Genomic DNA, 20,019 nt, shown 5'->3' with positions numbered 1-20,019 from the left:
TCATCCACCAGAATGGTCAAACCCATGAGTGTCCACCCTCCGGAGCACTCCCTATAATGAAGGCTGTAAGACTTTGACGATAAAAAGGGAGGACACAGAAATGAAACGAATGGCGACTACGGTAGCGGCTCTTGCTCTGCTGGCTTCGGTAACGGCCGGGTGCGCGGGGGGCGAAAGTCCGTCCTCGCAGAAAGCGGAACAAGGAAACGGGGGCGCAGAAAAGAAGGACGTGACCATCAAGATTTTCCAAAGCAAGGTGGAAATCTCCGAAGCGCTGAACAAGCTGAAGGAAGAATACGAGAAAACGCATCCGGGCGTGAAGCTTCAGGTTGAGACGGTGATCGGTACGGATTACGGCACAGCGCTTAAGACGAAATTCGCAGCCGGGGAAATGCCGGATATTTTCAACAACGAAGGGCATCAGCAGCTGGAGGTATGGAAGGACAGAGTCGAGGATCTGAGCGACCAGCCTTGGGTGAAGGACGTGTACGAATTCGCCAAAAAGCCGATGACACGGGACGGCAAAATGTACGGGATGCCGGTCAATGTAGAGGGCTACGGCCTTGTTTACAATAAGGAGCTGTTCGCTAAAGCGAACATTACGACTCTGCCGAAAACCTTGACGGAGCTGGAGCAGGTCAGCGAGAAGATCCAGGCCAGCGGGACGACTCCTTACGTCAATATGTTTCAGTTATGGTCCAGCCTCGGCCGCCAGTTCTTCAATAATCCGATGTCGAAGCAAGCCGATCCGGATGCCTTCATTAAGAGCTTGAACGACGGTACGGTCAAATTCAGCGGGAATCCCTTGTTCAAGGATTCCACGAAACTGCTCGATGTCATCGTGAAATACGGCAATAAAAACCAGATGACAACGGACTACAACAACTTGATCGCGACCTTCGGCAACGGGCAGGCGGCCATGATGCAAAGCGGAAATTGGACGCTGCCGCTGCTGCAGAAGATCAACCCGAATATCAGCGTCGGCTTGATGCCGATGCCGCTCAACGACGATGTGGCGCTCAACGACAAGCTGTTCGTTGATGTCCCTAACAACTGGGTTGTCAGCAAGGAATCCAAGGTGAAGGCGGAAGCCAAGGAATTTCTGAACTGGCTCGTTACTTCGGAGACCGGCAAAACGTATATTACGAAGGAATTCAAGTTCATTCCGGCCTTTACAAGCTTTGAAGCCGATCCGGCATCGGTCGGGACACTGGGCGAAGATGTGAGCAAATATATGAAGGACAACAAGGTGCTCGGCTGGCAGTGGCCGAAATACCCGGATGGCGTCGCCCAGGAATCCGCTTCTGCCTTCCAGAAGTATGTAGCCGGCAGGCTGAATCAGGAGCAGCTGCTTGCGGAAATCCAAACGATCTGGGACAGTAAGGCGAAGCAGCAAAAATAAATGAATTCAGGATCCGGACCCGGAGGCGGCAGCCATCCGGGTCCGGATTTTGCATGAGGGGGGAAGAAGGCGCCATGAGGCCGGTTCGCCGGCTGGCTGGCCATGCATGCCTCTTGCCCCTTGTTGTATGTGTCACCTGGTTGTTGGAGGCATGAGCTGTCTGACAGGTTAGCGACGCGTAGGATTGAGGCGATTAACCGTTTAGCCGGTTAGACATACATGCTGTAAACCGTTCGTAGCGCTAGCGCCGCAGCAAACAAACAGCCATGCATCCGGTCGCTCGATCGTTTGCATGGCTGTTGGCGTGCTTGACTTATTGCGAGGCAGACTCGCCCAAATAAATGGTCTTGCCGGTGGCGGCCGACTCGTATATCGCCTCCAGAATCCGGCTTACGACCAGCGCCTGCTCAGGCTTGACGACCGGCTCCGTATCGTTGATGACGGCTTCGATCCACAGGCGCGCCTCCATGTCGGCCGGCGTCTCGTCCTTCTGGGCGCTGTAGAAGACGACCGGCGCCGTGTCGAAGCTGACCTTGTGCTCGTACAAGCGGCTGAAGCGTTCGCCGTTGAGGCGCAGGCCGTCGTTCATATCGGCTCCGCCCTTCGTGCCGCAGAGCGTCGTTTTCGCTTCGCGGGCTTCCAGCGTATTGAGCGCCCAGCTGGCCTCCAGGGAAATGGTCGCGCCGTTCTCCATCTTGATGAAGCCGAACGCGGAGTCCTCCACGTGGAATTGGTCCGGGTCCCAGGACCCCCACAGGTTGGCTGCGTTGCGGGTGCTGCCGAGCTTGTGGAAGACGGAGCCTGTCACGCTGACCGGCTTGTAGTTGTCCATCATCCAGAGCGTCAAGTCGAGCGCATGCGTGCCGATATCGATCAGCGGGCCGCCGCCCTGCAGCTCTTTGTCCAGGAAGACGCCCCAGGTCGGAACCGCCCGGCGGCGCAAAGCCAGCGCTCTTCCGAAATAGATGTCGCCAAGCTCGCCGATCTCGCATAGCTGTTTCAGGTACAGACTGTCCGGGCGAAAACGGTTTTGGTAACCGATAGTCAACTTCTTGCCCGTTCTCCTGGAAGCATCCAGCATCCGTTCAGCGTCAGCCGACGAGATGGCCATCGGCTTCTCGCACATGACATGCTTGCCCGCTTCCAGCGCTGCCACCGTAATCTCCGCGTGCGAGCTGTTCGGCGTACATACGTGTACGACGTCGAGGGAAGAATCCTCCAGCAGCCTGCGGTAATCGGTGTAAACTTTGGCATCCGCCGTTCCGTATTCCTTGGCCGCCTTGGCCGCCTTTTCCTCTACCAGATCGCAGAAAGCTGCAACCTCTACTTGGGGCAGCTTGGCCAAGCTCGGCAAATGCTTGGACGTGCCGATGCCTCCCAACCCGATGATTCCGATTCTGATCTTGTCCGTCATATTTCTTACTCCTCTCCTTCAGCGAGCAGCTTGCTCATTTCTCTGAAATTAATCGCCGCACATTCGAACTGATTGATGCTGGCAAAATCCTGCTCGACAAATACCGTCTTCACAATCCCCATCTGACGGATGGTCCGCACGATGGCGCGGATGTCCATCACCCCGCTGCCGATTTCCGTAAACTGCTCCGGAGAGGAGGTGCCCAGCTTCTTGTCGAGCGTAATATCTCCGTCCTCGCCGAATACGTCGAACCAGTTGACCGGCAGCGCGGAGGCAGGCATATCCTTCTGGTGGACCAGATCGCAGCGGCTGCCGAGCACGCGCAGGTACTCGCTCGGATCGACACCGCCACGCAGCGCCCAGTAAGTATCGAATTCAATTTTGACCAGCGCGGGATCGGTATGCTGCAGAATAAGATCCATGGCATAGACCCCGTCGAATTTCTGAAACTCCTGAAAATGGTTATGGTAATAAAAATCAAGCCCGTGCTTCCTGCACGTTTCGCCGCAACGGTTAAGCTGGGCGCTGAAGTCGAGCACAGCCTGCTTGTTCTTGAACATGTGCATGGAGATGGAGGCCGCAGGCATGCCGATTTCCTGGGCGAACGGAATCAGGTAATCCCAGTTCACGCTTTCGATCGGGAACATCTGGGCGTTCAGCGCTTTTAGCCCGAGACGGTCGAAATGTTTTTTCAATTCCGGGGCCCGAAGTCCATAGACGCTGTAGCCGCCGACTCCTTCCGCATCGGAGTAGTGGATCGCCAGCTCCAGGTTTCTATATCCGATCTCCGCGACTTTTTCCAAAGCGCCGACGGGGTCCTTCATTAACTCATGTCTGACGGTATACAGCTGCAGCCCAAGCTCTAAACTCATGGCACCGGCTTCCTTTCGCTCTTGTGGTATGATTGAAGTACGAGATGATTATAAGGCGCGCTTCCCGAAGGGGACACTCATAGGTTTGACCAATATGGTGGACGGTATTGCCCGGACAAAATCGTCCACCAAGGTCTGCAATTTTCTGTGTGGGCACACGGATGGGACGCCGCTATAATCCTAGTTAAAGCCAACCGGGGGAGGTTGGGATGGGGGATAGATGGACCATGAGAACAGTTGATTTGAATTGCGATATGGGAGAAAGCTTCGGCATTTACAAGCTGGGCATGGACGAAGAGGTTATGCCGTGGATCACCTCCGCCAATATCGCCTGCGGCTTTCACGCCGGCGATCCCGGCGTGATGGACCGCACGGTCAAGCTGGCGGCGGAGCACGGCGTCGGCATCGGCGTCCATATGGGCTATCCCGATCTGGCGGGCTTCGGGCGGCGGGAGATGAGCATGTCCCGCGCCGAGCTGCTGAACTGCTGCATCTATCAGATCGGCGCGCTGGAGGCATTCTGCCGCAAGCACGGCGTGGCCGTCGCACACGTCAAGCCGCACGGCAGCATGAGCAATATGGCCGATACCGACGCGATGATCGCGGAGGCGATCGCCGAGTCGGTGGCGCTGGTGCTGCCGGGTACGGCAGTGCTGGCGAGACCCGGCAGCGAGCTGCTGCGGGCGGCCGGGGACTACGGCCTGCCGGTGGTCCGGGAGCTGTATGCGGACCGCGCTTATCAGGCGGACGGGACGCTGGCTTCGCGGAGCTTGCCCGGCGCGGTTATACATGATCCGGAGGCGGCGGCGGAGAACGCGATCCGGATGATCGTGGAGGGCAGGACCCGAACGCTGGACGGGACGTGGATCGATATTCAGGGGGAAAGTCTGTGCGTACACGGGGACACGCAAGGCGCCTTGGCGATCATCCGCCGTATACGGTCGGGTCTGGAGAAGGCGGGTGTTCGCATTGCCAGATTTTGAGTCCGGCCTGCCCGGGAGAGAAAGCCGGCCTGGACCAGCAGGGCGGGCCAAAGAGGACGTGCGGCAAGCGGCCCCGGCCGAGCCGGAATGGCTGCCGCTTGGAGATGCGGCGGTCATGATCCGCTTCGGCCGTCATATCGATCCCATCACGCACCGCAGGGTGAGGGAGGCGGCGGCCCACCTGAACCGGCACCGCTTTCCCGGCATGATCGAATGCGTGCCTGCCTTCGCAAGCCTCACCGTTCATTACGATCCGATTGCTGTCTGGTCCTGGAGCAGGTTTCGCGAGGGGCGGATGCGGGAGCAGACGCCTGGCAAGGAGCAGGATGAGGCGCAGCGGGAGCACGACGGTGCGGCCACGATATTCGAAGCGGTGTGCGGACGGCTGAAGCAGCTTTTGCGGCAGCTTGTCCCCATGGAGGACGAAGCGGCCCGGACCGTGGACATACCGGTTTATTACGGAGGGGAGTCGGGGCCCGATCTGGAATGGGTGGCCCGGCACAACGGGCTCCGCGCGGAGGAGGTCATCGAGCTGCACAGCAGCGCTGTCTACACCGTGTACATGATCGGTTTCGCCCCCGGCTTTCCGTACCTGGGCGGCATGTCAGAGCGAATTGCCGCTCCGCGGCGCCAGACGCCGCGTCCGTCGGTACGGGCGGGCTCCGTCGGGATCGCCGGGGTCCAAACCGGCATCTATTCCGTGGATACGCCGGGAGGCTGGCAAATTATCGGGCACACGCCGCTCAAGTTGTTTCGCCCGGAGGACGATCCTCCGAGCTATCTGCAGGCGGGAGATCGGATTCGCTTTCGCCCCATATCCCTTAAGGAGTATCAGTCGCTTAACGGGGAGGGACAGGGATGAGCATCGAGGTTATACGTTCGGGCATGCTGACCACGGTTCAAGACTTGGGCCGGACAGGCTACCAGCAATACGGGGTTGTGGTCGGCGGAGCGATGGATTCGCTGTCTCTGCGTCTGGCCAATCTGCTGGTCGGCAACGAAGACGGGGAGGCGGCGCTGGAGATCACGCTGACGGGACCGGTGCTGCAAGCGCAGGAGGATCTGCTGCTGGCCTGGTGCGGGGGAGATTTCTCCCCGACCGTGGACGGACAGGCGATGCCGTCCTACAGGCCCGTTCTCGTCCGGAAAGGCAGCGTCATCCGCTTCGGCGCCTGCCGCACGGGCTGCCGGGCTTATTTGGCGGCGGCGGGCGGCTTCGACGTGCCGAGGCTGCTCGGCAGCCGCAGCACGTATCTCAGGGGCGGCTTTGGCGGCTTCGAAGGCCGGATGCTGGCGGCAGGAGACGTGTTGAAATGCCGGGAGCCGGGGCAGTTTTCCAGGCGGTTGATGCATCGGCTGGCCGATTGTCCTGGAGAGGGCAGGCTGCTGGCGGCCGCTCCCTGGTTCGCGGGCCCGCTCTGTCCGATCCCGGGCGGTCAGGGAGCCGTCACCGTCAGGGCGCTGCCCGGCACGGACTTTGACAGCTTGACCGCAGAGAGCCGGGAGCGGCTGTTTACGCAACCGTTCGAGATCAGCACGCAGTCGGACCGGATGGGCTACCGGCTGAACGGGGAACGGCTGAAGCAGGCCGTTCATCAGGAAATGCTCTCCGAGGCCGTATCGCCCGGAACCGTTCAGCTGCCGCCCGAGGGACAGCCCATTATTCTGCTGGCGGACCGGCAGACGGCCGGCGGCTATCCGCGCATCGCCCATATCGCCAGCGCAGATATTCCACTGCTGGCCCAGCTGAGACCGGGCCGGCGGCTGTATTTTCGCGAGATCACGCTGGCGCAAGCCGAGCGGCTGCATATACGGCAGGAGCTGAAGCTCAGAGAGCTCCGCTTGGGGATTCGGTTAAGTTCGCCGTAACGCATAACGTGCAGGAGACTGCAGAAGGACACCGCCAAAGGAGATTGTTCACCATGATAACCATTCAGGAATTGAAGGAATTAATGAAGCTTATGGACCGTTCCTCGCTTGGGCTGCTTGAGCTGGAGTCGGATCAAGTCAAGGTCCGGATCGCCAAGGCTGAGACGGCTGGTCAGCAGCAGAGTCCCGTTATTCAACAACCGGCTGCCGCATCCGGAGTTGCGTCTGCGGCCGTCCCGGCTGCCGCACAGGTTGCTGCCGCCGCCGAAGCGCCGTTGTCAGCTCCGGCCCCAGGACTGCCGGCTCATCCGCCGCAGCCCGACCCGAAGCTGCATACGATCACGGCGCCGCTCGTCGGCACTTTCTATGCTTCGCCCGATCCGAATACGAAGCCGTACGTACAGATCGGCGATCGTGTGAAGCCGGGCAGCACGGTTTGCATCGTGGAGGCGATGAAGCTGTTCAACCAGATCGAAGCCGAGGTCGGCGGAGAGATCGCCGAGGTGCTGGTCAAAAACGGCCAGATGGTTGAGTTTGGCCAGCCGTTATTTACGCTTAGGACGGAGTAGGTGAAGCATATGTTGAAAAAGGTGCTGGTCGCCAACAGAGGAGAGATCGCCGTTCGCATCATCCGGGCATGCCGGGAGCTGGGCTTGGCGACAGTGGCCGTCTATTCAGAGCCTGACCGCGATTCGCTTCATGTGCGGATGGCGGACGAAGCCTACTGCATCGGCCCTGCTCCCGCCAAGCAAAGCTATCTGAATATCGTCAGCCTGATGACGATCGCCAGCCGGACCGGAGCCGATGCGATCCATCCGGGCTACGGCTTCCTGGCGGAGAACGCCAGCTTCGCGGAAATCTGCTCCGCCTGCGACGTCACCTTCATCGGTCCTTCAGCTGAAGCTATCACCCGCATGGGAGACAAGTCGATTGCGAAGGAGACGATGAAGCGGGCGGGCGTACCGACGGTGCCCGGGACTGAAGGGCTCGTCGGAACGGCGGAGGAAGCCGCCCATGCGGCCCGCAGCATCGGTTATCCGGTGATCATCAAGGCGACCGCAGGGGGAGGAGGCAAAGGGATGCGCGTCGTGCGCGATGAAGCGGAGCTCGTTCAGGCCGTCGGGCAAGCGCAGCGCGAGGCCGAAACGTCCTTCGGCAATGCCGGGGTTTATCTGGAGAAGTATCTGGAACGGCCCCGTCATGTGGAGATCCAGATTATGGCCGATGCCCATGGCCATGTCGTCTACCTCGGAGAGCGGGACTGCTCCATCCAGCGCCGCCACCAGAAGCTGGTGGAGGAGGCGCCGTCGCCCGCGCTCACCGCGGACTTGCGCGAACGGATGGGCGAGGCGGCTGTCGCCGCGGCCCGGGCCGTCGATTACTGCGGGGCGGGCACGGTCGAATTTCTGCTGAATGAGGACGGCAGCTTCTATTTCATGGAGATGAACACGCGCATTCAGGTCGAGCATCCGGTGACGGAGATGGTGACCGGCATCGATCTGGTCCGGGAGCAGCTATCCGTAGCTGCGGGCCATCCCCTGTCCTTCCGGCAGGAGGATGTGCGCATCTCCGGCTGGGCGATCGAATGCCGCATCAATGCCGAGAATCCGGCCAAGGACTTCATGCCGTCGCCCGGTCTTGTGGAAGCGTACCTGCCCCCGGGCGGCTTCGGCGTCCGGGTTGACAGCGCCGTCTACCCGGGGAGCCGGATCTCGCCCTTCTATGATTCCATGGTGGCGAAGGTGATCGTGTGGGGGCCGACGCGCGATGAGGCGATCCGGCGGATGAAGCGGGCTTTAACGGAGTTTGAGATCCGCGGCGTCCATACGACGATTCCGTTCCATCTCCGGCTGCTGGAGCATGAAGTATTTGTTTCGGGAGAATTCAACACCCGCTTTCTGGAAACGCACCGTCTTCAGCTTTAACAGCTGCGGCGGCACCATAGACAAGGGAACGAAGGCCTTCGAGCCGCGTTCCCTTGTTTGTGCTTGCGCTCCTGCACCTCCTCAGTCCTCGACGCTTCCTGCCTGCCAACAGACGTATCCGGCCGCAAAGTTATATCATATTGAAATTTTGCTATACCTTCTTCCGCGAGCGCTGCGAAAAATGATATCAAGCTGAAAGCTTGCTACATACAGACGCGGCGCCGGCATGTACCCTGAAGCTAGCTGACGGCGATTGCGGCTGAGCAGCTATTTGATGGAGGGGAGAGGGGGACACGGATATGAAAGCATCATTCATTCGGCTAATCAGCATGATGATGGTTGTGCTGCTGGCGGTAACCGGTCTGGACGGCGCCGGCTTCGGGACGGGAGGGCTGACGCAGAGGGCCTTGGCCGCCGGGGAAGACTCAACGGTGACGACCGCAACGTACAGCAAGGTGGTGCATATGACGTGGGACGGGTTCTACGATGAGCTTTACGAGCTGGCCAAGCAGAGGGGGAAGCAAACACCTCATCTGGACCAGCTGGTTGCGGACGGGATGCGGCTGACGAAGCATAAGACGACGATTCCGTCGGCCGTAGCGGCCCGGTTCGCGACGATGACCGGAGCGTTCCCGAAGACGACGGGCAATACGTACAAGTACCTGGACGGCGCGACGGTGCAAAATTTCAGCGCGACCTTCAATCAGGCCCAGACGCTGACCCAGGCGATGCAGGGCATCCGGTCGGCAACGGCTGTGAACGAAACCGCCTTGAAGGAGGAGTCGGCTCCGGGATATCGCTACTATGCCACTACGTCTGCCGCACTGGTGCCGTTTGCCGACTCTGTGACAAAGGCGACATACGACATCGAGCATTACGGCCAGTCCGATTATATCAATCTGTATGCCAATGATTTGTATATGCAGGACCGGGAAGTAACCAGCGAGCAGGATGAATTCGAGGAGCGGCTGCTGACCAAGCTGGAAGAGCTGGACGGCCAGCTCGGCGGGCTGATGCGGAAAATCCGGGAGGAGGGAGATCCCGCTAATACGACCTATGTGCTGAGCTCCTACAGCGGAACGGTGCAAACGAAAGGGAAGAAAACGACCGCTTTGCTGAACGCCATCGGTGCGGCCGGTTACACGAAGCTGGAGGTCAGCACCGGAGCGGTCGCCGGCAATCCCGATGTGGCCACGATTAAAAATTATGAGGCCTCTTATCTTCAGTTGTTCATCTATAATAAAGCATCCATGACGCAGGACCGGGTGGACGCGCTGATTCAGCTGATCCGGCAGCAGGACTATGTGCAGGACGTGCTGACAAGACAGCAGTTGGATGCGCTTGGCGTTCATCCGCAGTTCGCCGACTTTCTGGTTATTCCCAAGGAAGGCTTCACGTTCTGTCCGGCCGGGGAGAAGGTGCATCGGCCCGACTCGTATTTGCCTGCCTCGACCTATATGTTCGGAGTCGTATCCGGCCCGCGGGTCGCGGCCAAAGGAAGCGTCAAGACGCAGACGAGCGTCACCGATCTCGCGCCGACGATCGCCGAGCTGCTGGCCATCCGGGCCCCGCTTCAAGCGGAAGGCAAAAGCGTGCTGAACGCGTCTTTGGAGGAGCCGCTCGATAATTATGTGCTCTACGTCAATCTGGACGGCTTCGCCTACAAGTGGTACGAGCTGGCCAACAAGCCGGCGTACGGGGGCACGCCTGTGCTCAATGCGCTGATCGCAAATGGCGTTCACTTCACCAATGCCCGCACTGGCCTGCCTTCGATAACCGATGCGATGCAGCAGGCTGTCGTAGCCGGCGCGTGGCCAGTCGATACGGGCAACGATTACCGGCACTATGACAGCGCTGCTAACGTCGTGGTGCAGTATGGGCGCGACAACGCGCTGGAAAATATCGCGGAGGCGGTAGTTAGGCACAAGATTCCCATGGCTGCGGTCAATGCCTTCTACTTCGAGAACAGGGGAGCGTCCGCAGGCGATGCGACCCGTCCTTACATCACCGCCAGCGGGATAAACAGCGTGAAGGAGCGGGCCGACCAGATGGTCAAGGTGATCCTCGGCGAGCCGTTCCAATCCGGCGGTAAAACACTGCAGCTGGAGGAGGTGCCGCATTTCCTCGCGTTCTATGCGGACGATATCGATGCAGTCGGGCATAACACGCATACGGAAGCGGGAGGCGCTTACGGCACTCCGGTTGCACTTAACGTAGACGATTACTATGACAATGTCGCCCGCACGGTGATCCGCGTCGATGAGCAGCTGGGCCGCATCGTTCAGGCGCTCAAGGACCGCGGCATTTATGATAAAACGACGGTGGTCCTCACAACCGACCATGGCATGGTACAGTTCGGAGCCGATAACAACCGCTTCGAGGAGCCTTATTTGCCCGGCACGTATACCAGTCTGGCCGACCTCGAGCGGATGATCGCGGATGTAGGCGTGAAGTTCCGCGGCGAGCCCTATAAGGTGGAGACCGTATTTGCCGCAGGCACGTCGGCCAAGGCGGAGACGGAGATCGTCATCACGACTGTCGGCCTGCAGGCGCAGATCAAGTTCCGCATTCCGGTGGAGCGGGCGGTTCAGGATGAGATCGTCGAGCGCTTCCGGGCGAAAGTGTATTATGGTCATCATTTGTATCAGGAAGATATTGTGAAAAGAGGGACGCCCGCGCATTTTGCGGACCTGGTGCTTTCGCCGAAGCCGCCGTATCACTTCAAAACGGGCGATCCGAACGTGACAAGGCAGCGCTATATCAACGGCCAGCACGATTCGCTGGATGACGGGGCGCAGCGCATCTTTACTTTATTGTCCGGGGCATATATCAAGAAAATGACCTATGACAAGCCGGTCTACAATATCGACATGGCACAGGCGATCGGCAGGCTGCTAGGCATCGAAGGTCCGGCGGGCGCAACGGGATCGGTACCGGAAGAGGTGCTGGAGGAGGCGTACCGCGGACCGGGACTGACGCTGACTTCTCCTGCGTCGGACGATACGGATGCGGCTGCGGGAAGCGTGCTGATCGAAGGGAGCACGGCTCCGTTTGCTGCGATCAAGCTCAACAAGAAGACGGTAGGTGCTGCAGACGGGCAAGGCGGCTTTGCCGTGACGCACCCGCTCTCGCCAGGTATAAACCGGATCATCGCGGAGGCGGAGTCGGGCGGCCGGGAAACCCGCCAGGTCCTCTTCGTTACTTATCAGGTGCCGCGGGAGCAGCTGCTGCAGCTGCTCGCCGCTGCCAAGAAGGCGTATGAAAGCGCGGTGGAAGGACCGGAAGCCGGCCAATACAAGCCGAACGCCAAGGCGGCGTTTAAGCCTGCCTTGACCCGGGCCGTCATTCTGAGCGAGCATATCGGCGCGACGCAGGCTCAGCTTGACGAAGGGCTGAATCAGCTGAATGAAGCGTATGCAGCCTTCCGTGCAGCGGAGAGGCAGCCGGCCGCAAACTACCATATTTTCGGGGAAATCGCGCTCGGCCAGTCGGCCAAGACCGCTGCTTCGGTCAAGCTGTCGACCGCGAACGGGACGGTGCTGTATGAAGCCGCGTACGGCGGAGCGCCGGGTGAGACGGCAGTCGGCCGATATGCGCTCACCGATGCGACAGATCAATTCGGCAATGTGGTGGAAGGGCAGCTGCACTATTATTTCGATATGCCGGCCGGAGAGTACACGTTGACGTTCAGCTTCGGCGGCACAACGGCGACCAGACGAGTAACGACAGTTTCGACGGCAAGGGGTGAACTCCCGTGGGGCGTCTACTGGCTGCAGCGCATAGCGGAAACATCCGCATCGACAGGCACCGGGGCGGGCTCGGGCGGCTCCGGCTCGGGCGGCTCCGGCTCGGACGGCTCATCCGGCGGCTCCGGTGGAGGCCCTTCAGGCCCGGGAGCGCCGGTGCCCGGGAACGCGGCTGAAGGCGTCCGGCCAGGCACAGAGAAGCAGGCTGACGTTCAACTGGATGAAGCGAAGCTGAGACAGGAGCTGCAGCAGCTTCATGCCGCGGGCTTGAAGCTGCTTGATGTGAAGGTGCCGGATAGCGGAGCCGGTGCATCGGTACGGTTCCCGGCAGCGGCATGGGCCGAAGCGGGCTCCGAGATGACGCTGCAAGTACAGACCGATGTAGCGGCGTATCGACTGCCGATGCAGCACGTCGACGTGAAGGACATCGCCAAGCGGCTCGCAGCGGAAGAAGCGGATTTGACCATTCGCGTAAATATCCGGAAGCTTGGCGGCTCCGAAGCGCAGCCGTATCTCAAGCAGGTTCAAGCGGCAGGCGCTTCTCCGCTGAGCGATCCGCTTGAATTCAGCGTAGCCGTCGAGGCGGCGGACGGCAGGTCCGTGAAGGTGGACAGCTTCGGAGCTTATGCGGACCGCATGCTGACGGTTGCCGGTTATCTTGACCCTTCCCGCACTTCCGTCATCTGGTTCGATCCGGCAGCGGGCGGCTATGCCTTCGTTCCAGCCGTTTTCGTCTCGAGAGACGGACAGACGGTCATAACGGCCAAGCGCCAAGGCAACAGCGTCTATATGGCGGTCACGGCTCGCAAAACGTTCGCCGACATCGCCGGCCACTGGGCGGAAGCGGATGTGGAGCTGCTTGCGTCCAAGCTGCTCGTGAACGGCGCCTCCGCCACGGAATTTGTCCCGGACAGCAGCATCACGCGCGCCGAGTTCGCGTCGTTGCTCGCCCGAGGTCTCGGACTGGGCGAATCGGCTCAGTCGCTGGCATTCGACGATGTCGCCTCCGCCGATTGGTTCGCAGGCTCCGTCGGAGCTGCAGTCGCAGCGGGCCTCGTCCAAGGCGACGCTGAGGGCAGCTTCCATCCGAACGCTGCCATTACCCGCGAGGAGATGGCCGTCATGCTTGTGCGCGCGATGAGTGCAGCCGGTAAGGCGAATCGTGCGGCTGCTACGGGGGAGGCGGAAACGGAAACAAAAGTGGAAGCGGAAGCCGCTCTGGGAGCTTATTCTGATCAGGCTGCGATCAGCAGCTGGGCGAGGGAGGCTGTGGCACAAGTATCACAGGCCGGTATTGTCCGGGGCGTGGCGGATGGGCGGTTCGCCCCCGCAGAGCCCGCCAGCCGGGCTCAGGCGGCCGTCATGCTGAAGCGGCTGCTGCAGGCGGTACAATTTATTAACGGTTAGACAGATGGATGAAGAAGGCCCCGGGCTTCGCTTATACAGGCGAAACCACGGGGCTCTTTCGTATATGAAGCCTTCGACGGCGGCGGAGTGCAGCCATGAGGAGCAAGCGCGGGGCCGGAGCCGGAATTGCGGGCTAATTCGCCTCCAGCTTGCCGTCCGATTTTCCCTCCACGCTCAACATATAATTATGCTTATACGTTTTGGGAGTGACGCCGTACGATTCCTTGAACTTTTTGATGAAATAAGCGGAGCTGTTGAAGCCGACCTGATCGGCGATCTGCTCCACGGTCAGATCGGTCGTCAGAATCAGCTCGCTGGCTTTATCGATCCGCTGGTTCGTCACGAAATCCGTGAAGTTCATGCCGACCTCGTCCTTGAACACCCTGCTCAAGTACCGCGGGCTCAGCGATACGTGATGTGCGAGCAGATCCAGAGACAGCGGGGAACGGATATGAGCCTGGATGTATTTCTTGACGCGCTCGATAATGTCGTTGGTCCGATTGCCGCTGCGCAGCTCCACCATCTCAAGCGCCGTATCTATAGCCTGCAGCAGCCACTGCTCGAAGCCGGCAATGTCGCGGATGTTCTTGAACTGCTCGAGCAGTTCGCCGCACAGAATCGTATCCGGCGGGATGTGAATATCCTTCAGAAAGGTGCGGTAGACGCCGGTCAGCTCGCGCCATCTCTGATGGCAATGATCGGCGGAATAGCCGCCGGTCTGGGTTAGCCGCACGAATTCGGCGACAATGTCCTGGATCTGCTCCCGTTTGCCGGAGCGCAGACTGGCGGCGAACCGCTCAAGCACCTCCTCCGGCATCTCCTCCTCGCTGAACTCCCGGTGCAGCAGCTTGATCCCGTAATAAATCCGCTGCCCGGGCAGGAAAAACACATATTTCAGCAGCGCTACGGCTTCCTTGACGGACAGGTGCAGGTCAAGCGGAGAATCGACCATCGAGCCGATCGCTGCGACAGTTTTGATCGCGAAGCTGGAGGAGGCGTAATCCGCCACTTCCTCGGCCAGTGCGATGACGGCGTTCATATCGTGGGCCTTGCAGCCGACGATGGCGTAGATTTCCTGCTCGGACAACTCGATCGCCAGCAGCATCCGCTCCGCGTCGCCGAGCCGCTCGATATGCTCGATGATGTTGTACTTGACGAATTGACTTTTGTCCAGCGGGAAATGCTCCATATCGGCGGCCTCCAGCTTGAACGTCACGGCATAATACGCCTCCTGGGTCCACTGCATACCGAGCATATCCAGCCTGGCCCCCAGCTCCTCCTCCGTACGGATCTTGCGGTGCAGCAAGCCGAGCACGAGATTATGCTTGATCAGAGGCAGGTTTGCGTGCAGCGTCTGCTCAAGCTCGGTCACCTTCACGGACAGGCTGTCGATGGCGTGGCCGATGACCTTGTATTCGTTCTCATGCGGCAGCGGACCTGCACCGAACAGCTGCCTGGCCGTATGGGTAATCTGCTTGAGCGGCCGGTACATATTGCGCGTGAACATATTGGAGATAAACAAGCCGGCCGCAATCGCGATCACACAGATCACGATCAGCGTGTTGCGGACGGGAACCGTGTTTTTATAAAATTCGTCCACCGGCGTCAGGCTGACCAGACTCCACCGGGCAGACGGAATTTTGATATACGATACCATCGTTTTGACGTCCTCCACCGCTTCGATGAAGCCGTCCGGCGCATCGCCCGCTTGCAGAATGGCACGGATATGCGGCTTATCCGCTTCGCTTTCGTACAGCTTCTCGGGGACGCTTCGCGAGATCGTCCGGCCGTCCGCAGCCAGCAGAAGCATCTCGCTCTTGTCGCCGGGGTTATTGGAGCGAAGCAGCTTGCTGATGGCCTCTTCTTTCAAATGAATGGCAATATAGCCTTTAATCCGGCTTTCGTCGGAGGTGTACGGATAAGGGCGGACGAAGGTAAGGATGTCGGAAGCGCTGGAGTCGGAGTAGATGCTCGGCTGCACAGTTCTCGTCTCGGCCCACGGCAGCAGGGCGGTCTTGCGAGCGCGTTCCAGCCAGTCGAGATTGATCGTTACGGGCTGATCCAGATAGGAAATGCCGGAGTCCGACGCGATGACGATCTGATTGTTTTTGTAATAAATGCCGATCGAATCGATGATGGCGGAATTTGACGCAACCATGGCCTTCAGCTGCTGATGGATTTCGCTTATTTTCGTGTGGTTGCCTGCGATGGGATGATCGAAGAAAAATAGCGGAAGTACGCTTCCCTGCTTCTCGTCGGTAATGATCGACAAATAGCTTTTCTCCGCCAGGACGATCACATCGTCTTCGATCGTTTGGCTCAGATGACTCAGGATACGCTGATTGACCTTCTCCACCTGCTCATTGAAGCTGGAGGAGAAGTAGAAATAAGAGATGACGCCGACGGCCAGCGTGATCGCTATTAATACGACATAAGATAAGACCAGCTTGAAGAAAACGGTACCAAGTCTTCCCATAATTCTCATATAAGCGGGGTCCCCTCCGTATTGTATACTCGTTATATACCCGCAGCGCCGATGCAACCGGATCGTACAAGAATTTGACACAAGTATAGCATATCCCGCCAAGGGCGGGAACGCGCAGCGAACGAAGAAATCGGTATTTGCTATCATCGTGAAATTTTGTTAGAGCCATTCCGGCGCCTGCCAAACCTGCGAAATTTCCCCCATCCGCACATTCTTACACGATCATGAATCTTTCGTATTTACGCCCGGCGGCTGCTTCCCTTACGGTAAAGAGGCGCCGGCAAGAAGCCAGAGAGCGGGCCGGCATCCAACAACTATGCGAAGGGGTGGCGAGACACAATGAGCCGGTTGGCGAACCATGAAGCGGGATACGCCGTACCGGCGCAAAAGAAGAAGGGGCTGCTGTTTTCTTACCGGAAACATAAATATTTGGCTCTGATGTTTGCGCCGGCGGTGCTCTATTACGTTATTTTTCACTATGTTCCGATCTACGGAGTGCTGATTGCCTTCAAGGACTACAAATTCAGTGCGGGCATCTGGGGCAGCGAATGGGTAGGACTTATGCATTTCCGCGACTTATTTACGCTGGGCAGCTTCTGGGAAGTATTCCGCAACACGATTATTATCAGCACGTACAAGCTGATTTTCGGCTTTCCGGCGCCGATCGCGCTGGCGCTGCTGCTCAACGAGGTGCGGCTTGTTTTTTTCAAACGGGCGGTCCAGACGATCACTTACATGCCGCATTTCCTCTCTTGGGTCATTATCGCAGGGCTGTTCGTCCAGTTTCTATCGCCTTCGATCGGACCGATTAACGTCGTGCTGATATCGCTTGGTCTGAAGCCGATTTATTTTCTGGCCGATCCGGCCTGGTTCCGTTCGGTCCTGGTCATCACCGATATCTGGAAGGATGTAGGCTGGGGGACGATCGTTTATCTGGCGGCGCTCACTTCAATCAGTCCCGAATTGTACGAAGCGTCCAAGGTCGACGGGGCAAACCGGTTTCAGAATACGATCTATATTACGCTGCCTTCTTTGACCCCGGTCATTACGATTATGTTCATTTTCGCCGTAGGCCGGCTGGTGAACGACGACTTCGATCAGGTGTTCAACATGTATAACTCTGCCGTATACAGCGTCGGGGACGTGCTGAGCACGTATACGTACCGCAAGGGGCTTGTCGGCATGGAATACAGCTTCGCTACGGCTGTCGGGCTGTTCAAAAATATCGTCGCCTTCACGCTGGTCGTCCTGACGAACGCGATAGCCAAGCGCATCAACGATTACGGCCTATGGTAACCCATATTATGCAAAGGAGGGCGAGCTATGAAGACGGGCCGGATTCGAACATCGCTGCTTAGCAAGTGCTTCGATGCGGGCAATATCGTGTTTCTGACCTTGCTGTGCGTCGCTACAATCTATCCGTTTTTATTTCTGCTGTCGTTATCCTTCAGTCCGGGCGATATTTCGTTCAGCCAGATTCATCTGATTCCGCCGAAGTGGACGCTGAGCAACTACGAGAAGGTGCTGACCAACGAATTCATCGCCTCCGGCTTCGCCAATACGCTGCTGAGGACACTGCTGGGCACGGCGATCACGGTGCTGATTACGATATTCACGGCTTATCCGCTGTCCAAAAAATATTTCCCCAACCGCAATTTCTGGACGGCGTTCATCGTATTTACGATGTTTTTCAGCGGAGGCCTGATCCCGATGTATCTGCTGGTGAAGAAGCTCGGCATGATGAATTCCATCTGGGCGCTTATTATTCCGGGCCTCGTTCACACGTTCCAGATGATCATCGCGCGCAACTTCTTCATGTCGCTGCCGGAGAGTCTGGAGGAATCGGCAAAGATCGACGGCGCCAACGAAGTCCGCATCCTGTTCAGCCTGGTCATCCCGCTGTCGATGCCGATTATCGCCACGCTCAGCTTATGGACGGCGGTGCATCATTGGAACGCCTGGTTCGACAGCATGATTTATATCAGCGATTCCAATAAGCATGTGCTGCAGGTCGTGCTGCGGCGGATTGTACTGGAAGGCACAAAGGATATGATGGACCTCAACGCGTTCGAGAACGACAAGGACATGGTAGCCAATCCGGAGACGATCAAGGCGACGACGGTCATGGTCGCTACGATTCCGATCATCCTGATCTATCCGTTTGTGCAGAAGCATTTCGTCAAGGGAATTATGGTTGGCTCGCTGAAAGGCTAGTAATCCGGGAGCTTGTCTGGCCCGGTTGCTTATAGAGAAGCACCGCATATACAAAAAGGAGGTTGTTCGCATTGTTCAAGCTAGCCAATAAACCGATTTCCTTCCTTCTCGCCGGAGCGCTCACCACGGGGGTGGCGCTGACGGGCTGCAGCCAGAACGCGCCTGTTAATCCGGAGACGGCCACGCCTCAGGGCGGCCAGACTTCAGCGCCCGCCGCAGACAAGTCCATACCTGATCCTGCCAAGCGGTACAAAATTTCCGTTGCTCTGAACGCAGTCGTGCCTGTCGACAAGGACGGGGAAATGCTCAAGTACTTCGGCGACAAATTTAATACCGATTACGATGTGTGGAATATTGAATCGAACAAGTGGGATGAAATTTTGAACCTGAAGTTTGCTTCCGGCGAAATTCCGGATCAGATGTTTGTGAAGGGCTTTACGGGACTTCAGAAATATGTGAAACAGGATCTGCTGGCGGAAATTCCTGAAGAGATGGTCAAGAAGAACGCGCCCAATCTGTACAAGGAGCTTAATGAGACGGCTGTCAAGGACGGACTCAAGTACGGCAAGGTAGGCAGCAAGCTGTACGGGCTCCCGATTCCGAACGCTGTCCGCAACCGGAAGCCGATCGTCTGGAACGGCATTTGGCTGAACAATGTCGGGATTACGAAGACGCCGGAAACGATCCAGGAATTCGAAGAGGCGATGTACAAATTCGCCAATGATGATCCGGACAAAAACGGGAAGAAGGATACGTATGGCTTGTCGCAGACTGGGATGCAGGCGGTCTACGGCGCGTACGGCTATTTGCCGGAAATTTGGCAGGAGCGTGACGGCAAGCTCGTGTACGGGTCGGTGCAGCCGGAAGTGAAGCAGGCGCTGACGATGCTCAGCAAGTGGTACAAGGACAAGGTGCTCGACCCCGAATTTATTACCGGTGAAAATCAGGGCGGTTATTACGCATTCACCCACGCCTTCTTCAACGGCCGCATCGGCTTCTCCAGCATCGGCGAATATTATACATGGAAGCCGGTGCTATATCCGGGCGACTCCAAGTCGGAGAACTATCTGGAGCTGAAGAAGATCAAGCCGGAGCTGGCCGATAAGCTGGTGCACGGCTTGCCGCCGAAAGGACCTGAGGGCAAGCTGGGCGTAAGCGCGCCCAATGAGGTCAACGGCAACTTCATCGGCTTCGGGAAGCAGCTGGAGAAGGAGCCGGACAAGATGGCCAAGGCGCTGCAAAACCTGGAAGCCATGAATAAGTCGTATGATGATTTCCTGACCAGCATCTTCGGCATTCAGGGCAAGCATTGGGAGTTCAACAAGGACAACGGCTTCCCGGGCTTCATCAACGGGGCGGACGCCAAAATGCTAGTGAAGATGGGCGTGATGCTTAATCCGTTCGAGCCCAAGGAATTTACGATCAAGCGCGCGAAGCCCCGGTTCGACTGGGCTGATCAAAATCAATACAACGTAGGCGGCATCTCCAATTCGCTGCTGACGCCGCTCGCCTCCGAGAGCAAGTACAAGGAAGAGCTGCTGAAGATCGAGAAGGAAGCGTTTATCAGCATTATCACCGGCGACAAGCCAATCAGTTATTTCGACGAGTTTGTGGCCAGGTGGAAAAAATCGGGCGGCGAACAACTGGAGAAGGAAGCCAATGAATGGTTCGCCACGATCAAATAACGGTTCGAGGGGAGCGA

The 20,019-nt window shown here is 58.3% G+C and carries 13 protein-coding genes; 10 read left to right on the top strand and 3 right to left on the bottom strand.

All coding sequences use genetic code 11. The features are described from left to right. Positions 1 to 100 precede the first annotated feature (100 nt). Complete coding sequence (locus BLR08_RS28790) at positions 101 to 1,402, top strand: ABC transporter substrate-binding protein (protein ID WP_072337665.1); 1,302 nt, start codon at positions 101 to 103, stop codon at positions 1,400 to 1,402. Positions 1,403 to 1,715: 313 nt separating this feature from the next. On the opposite strand, the gene BLR08_RS28785 is transcribed toward BLR08_RS28790, so the two are convergent. Both BLR08_RS28785 and BLR08_RS28780 read right to left on the bottom strand, forming a co-directional pair. Continuing rightward, on the bottom strand, positions 1,716 to 2,816 hold the full coding sequence (locus tag BLR08_RS28785; protein ID WP_072337668.1) for a Gfo/Idh/MocA family protein: 1,101 nt from the start codon (positions 2,814 to 2,816) through the stop codon (positions 1,716 to 1,718). Between the two features lie 5 nt (positions 2,817 to 2,821). Continuing rightward, the gene (locus tag BLR08_RS28780) at positions 2,822 to 3,688 is read right to left on the bottom strand and encodes a sugar phosphate isomerase/epimerase family protein (RefSeq protein WP_072337670.1); all 867 of its coding nucleotides are present in this window, start codon (positions 3,686 to 3,688) and stop codon (positions 2,822 to 2,824) included. A 209-nt stretch (positions 3,689 to 3,897) separates the two neighbouring features. Between BLR08_RS28780 and BLR08_RS28775 the strand changes: the two genes are divergently transcribed. From BLR08_RS28775 to BLR08_RS28750, 6 genes are all read left to right on the top strand, one after another. Continuing rightward, positions 3,898 to 4,671: a LamB/YcsF family protein gene (locus tag BLR08_RS28775; protein ID WP_256257809.1), complete on the top strand. Its 774-nt coding sequence runs from the start codon at positions 3,898 to 3,900 to the stop codon at positions 4,669 to 4,671. Positions 4,672 to 4,729: 58 nt separating this feature from the next. Continuing rightward, a complete protein-coding gene (gene pxpB, locus BLR08_RS28770) occupies positions 4,730 to 5,533 on the top strand; it encodes a 5-oxoprolinase subunit PxpB (RefSeq protein ID WP_072337761.1) in 804 nt (267 codons plus the stop codon). Next, positions 5,530 to 6,540, top strand: coding sequence for a 5-oxoprolinase subunit C family protein (locus BLR08_RS28765; RefSeq protein ID WP_072337672.1), 1,011 nt, complete (start codon positions 5,530 to 5,532; stop codon positions 6,538 to 6,540). The genes pxpB and BLR08_RS28765 overlap by 4 nt, the downstream gene beginning before the upstream one ends. A 53-nt stretch (positions 6,541 to 6,593) precedes the next feature. Next, on the top strand, positions 6,594 to 7,109 hold the full coding sequence (accB, locus tag BLR08_RS28760) for an acetyl-CoA carboxylase biotin carboxyl carrier protein (RefSeq protein WP_072337674.1): 516 nt from the start codon (positions 6,594 to 6,596) through the stop codon (positions 7,107 to 7,109). Between the two features lie 9 nt (positions 7,110 to 7,118). Next, positions 7,119 to 8,465: an acetyl-CoA carboxylase biotin carboxylase subunit gene (gene accC / locus BLR08_RS28755; protein WP_072337676.1), complete on the top strand. Its 1,347-nt coding sequence runs from the start codon at positions 7,119 to 7,121 to the stop codon at positions 8,463 to 8,465. Positions 8,466 to 8,764: 299 nt separating this feature from the next. After that, a complete protein-coding gene (locus tag BLR08_RS28750; protein ID WP_072337678.1) occupies positions 8,765 to 13,618 on the top strand; it encodes an S-layer homology domain-containing protein in 4,854 nt (1,617 codons plus the stop codon). A gap of 133 nt (positions 13,619 to 13,751) precedes the next feature. On the opposite strand, the gene BLR08_RS28745 is transcribed toward BLR08_RS28750, so the two are convergent. Then, the gene (locus BLR08_RS28745; protein ID WP_072337680.1) at positions 13,752 to 16,103 is read right to left on the bottom strand and encodes a helix-turn-helix domain-containing protein; all 2,352 of its coding nucleotides are present in this window, start codon (positions 16,101 to 16,103) and stop codon (positions 13,752 to 13,754) included. A 339-nt stretch (positions 16,104 to 16,442) separates the two neighbouring features. Between BLR08_RS28745 and BLR08_RS28740 the strand changes: the two genes are divergently transcribed. The 3 genes from BLR08_RS28740 (at position 16,443) to BLR08_RS28730 (ending at position 20,002) form a co-directional block, all read left to right on the top strand. Continuing rightward, positions 16,443 to 17,399, top strand: coding sequence for an ABC transporter permease (locus BLR08_RS28740; RefSeq protein ID WP_083537529.1), 957 nt, complete (start codon positions 16,443 to 16,445; stop codon positions 17,397 to 17,399). A gap of 27 nt (positions 17,400 to 17,426) precedes the next feature. Next, a complete protein-coding gene (locus tag BLR08_RS28735; protein WP_072337682.1) occupies positions 17,427 to 18,317 on the top strand; it encodes a carbohydrate ABC transporter permease in 891 nt (296 codons plus the stop codon). A 71-nt stretch (positions 18,318 to 18,388) separates the two neighbouring features. Then, entirely contained in the window at positions 18,389 to 20,002 is a 1,614-nt protein-coding gene (locus BLR08_RS28730; RefSeq protein WP_072337685.1) for a type 2 periplasmic-binding domain-containing protein, read from the top strand. Positions 20,003 to 20,019: the final 17 nt, after the last annotated feature.

Origin of the sequence: Paenibacillus sp. cl123 (assembly GCF_900101595.1) — a bacterium.
Taxonomy (GTDB): Bacteria; Bacillota; Bacilli; order Paenibacillales; family NBRC-103111; genus Paenibacillus_G.
This window is presented reverse-complemented; position numbering and strand designations above follow the sequence as displayed.

What these genes read in the sequence shown, in the direction of transcription:
- BLR08_RS28790 (WP_072337665.1), top strand. Translation starts at nt 101, where the DNA reads ATGAAACGAATGGCGACTACGGTAGCGGCTCTTGCTCTGCTGGCTTCG.
- BLR08_RS28785 (WP_072337668.1), bottom strand. Translation starts at nt 2,816, where the DNA reads ATGACGGACAAGATCAGAATCGGAATCATCGGGTTGGGAGGCATCGGC.
- BLR08_RS28780 (WP_072337670.1), bottom strand. Translation starts at nt 3,688, where the DNA reads ATGAGTTTAGAGCTTGGGCTGCAGCTGTATACCGTCAGACATGAGTTA.
- BLR08_RS28775 (WP_256257809.1), top strand. Translation starts at nt 3,898, where the DNA reads ATGGGGGATAGATGGACCATGAGAACAGTTGATTTGAATTGCGATATG.
- BLR08_RS28765 (WP_072337672.1), top strand. Translation starts at nt 5,530, where the DNA reads ATGAGCATCGAGGTTATACGTTCGGGCATGCTGACCACGGTTCAAGAC.
- accB (WP_072337674.1), top strand. Translation starts at nt 6,594, where the DNA reads ATGATAACCATTCAGGAATTGAAGGAATTAATGAAGCTTATGGACCGT.
- accC (WP_072337676.1), top strand. Translation starts at nt 7,119, where the DNA reads ATGTTGAAAAAGGTGCTGGTCGCCAACAGAGGAGAGATCGCCGTTCGC.
- BLR08_RS28750 (WP_072337678.1), top strand. Translation starts at nt 8,765, where the DNA reads ATGAAAGCATCATTCATTCGGCTAATCAGCATGATGATGGTTGTGCTG.
- BLR08_RS28745 (WP_072337680.1), bottom strand. Translation starts at nt 16,103, where the DNA reads ATGAGAATTATGGGAAGACTTGGTACCGTTTTCTTCAAGCTGGTCTTA.
- BLR08_RS28740 (WP_083537529.1), top strand. Translation starts at nt 16,443, where the DNA reads ATGAGCCGGTTGGCGAACCATGAAGCGGGATACGCCGTACCGGCGCAA.
- BLR08_RS28735 (WP_072337682.1), top strand. Translation starts at nt 17,427, where the DNA reads ATGAAGACGGGCCGGATTCGAACATCGCTGCTTAGCAAGTGCTTCGAT.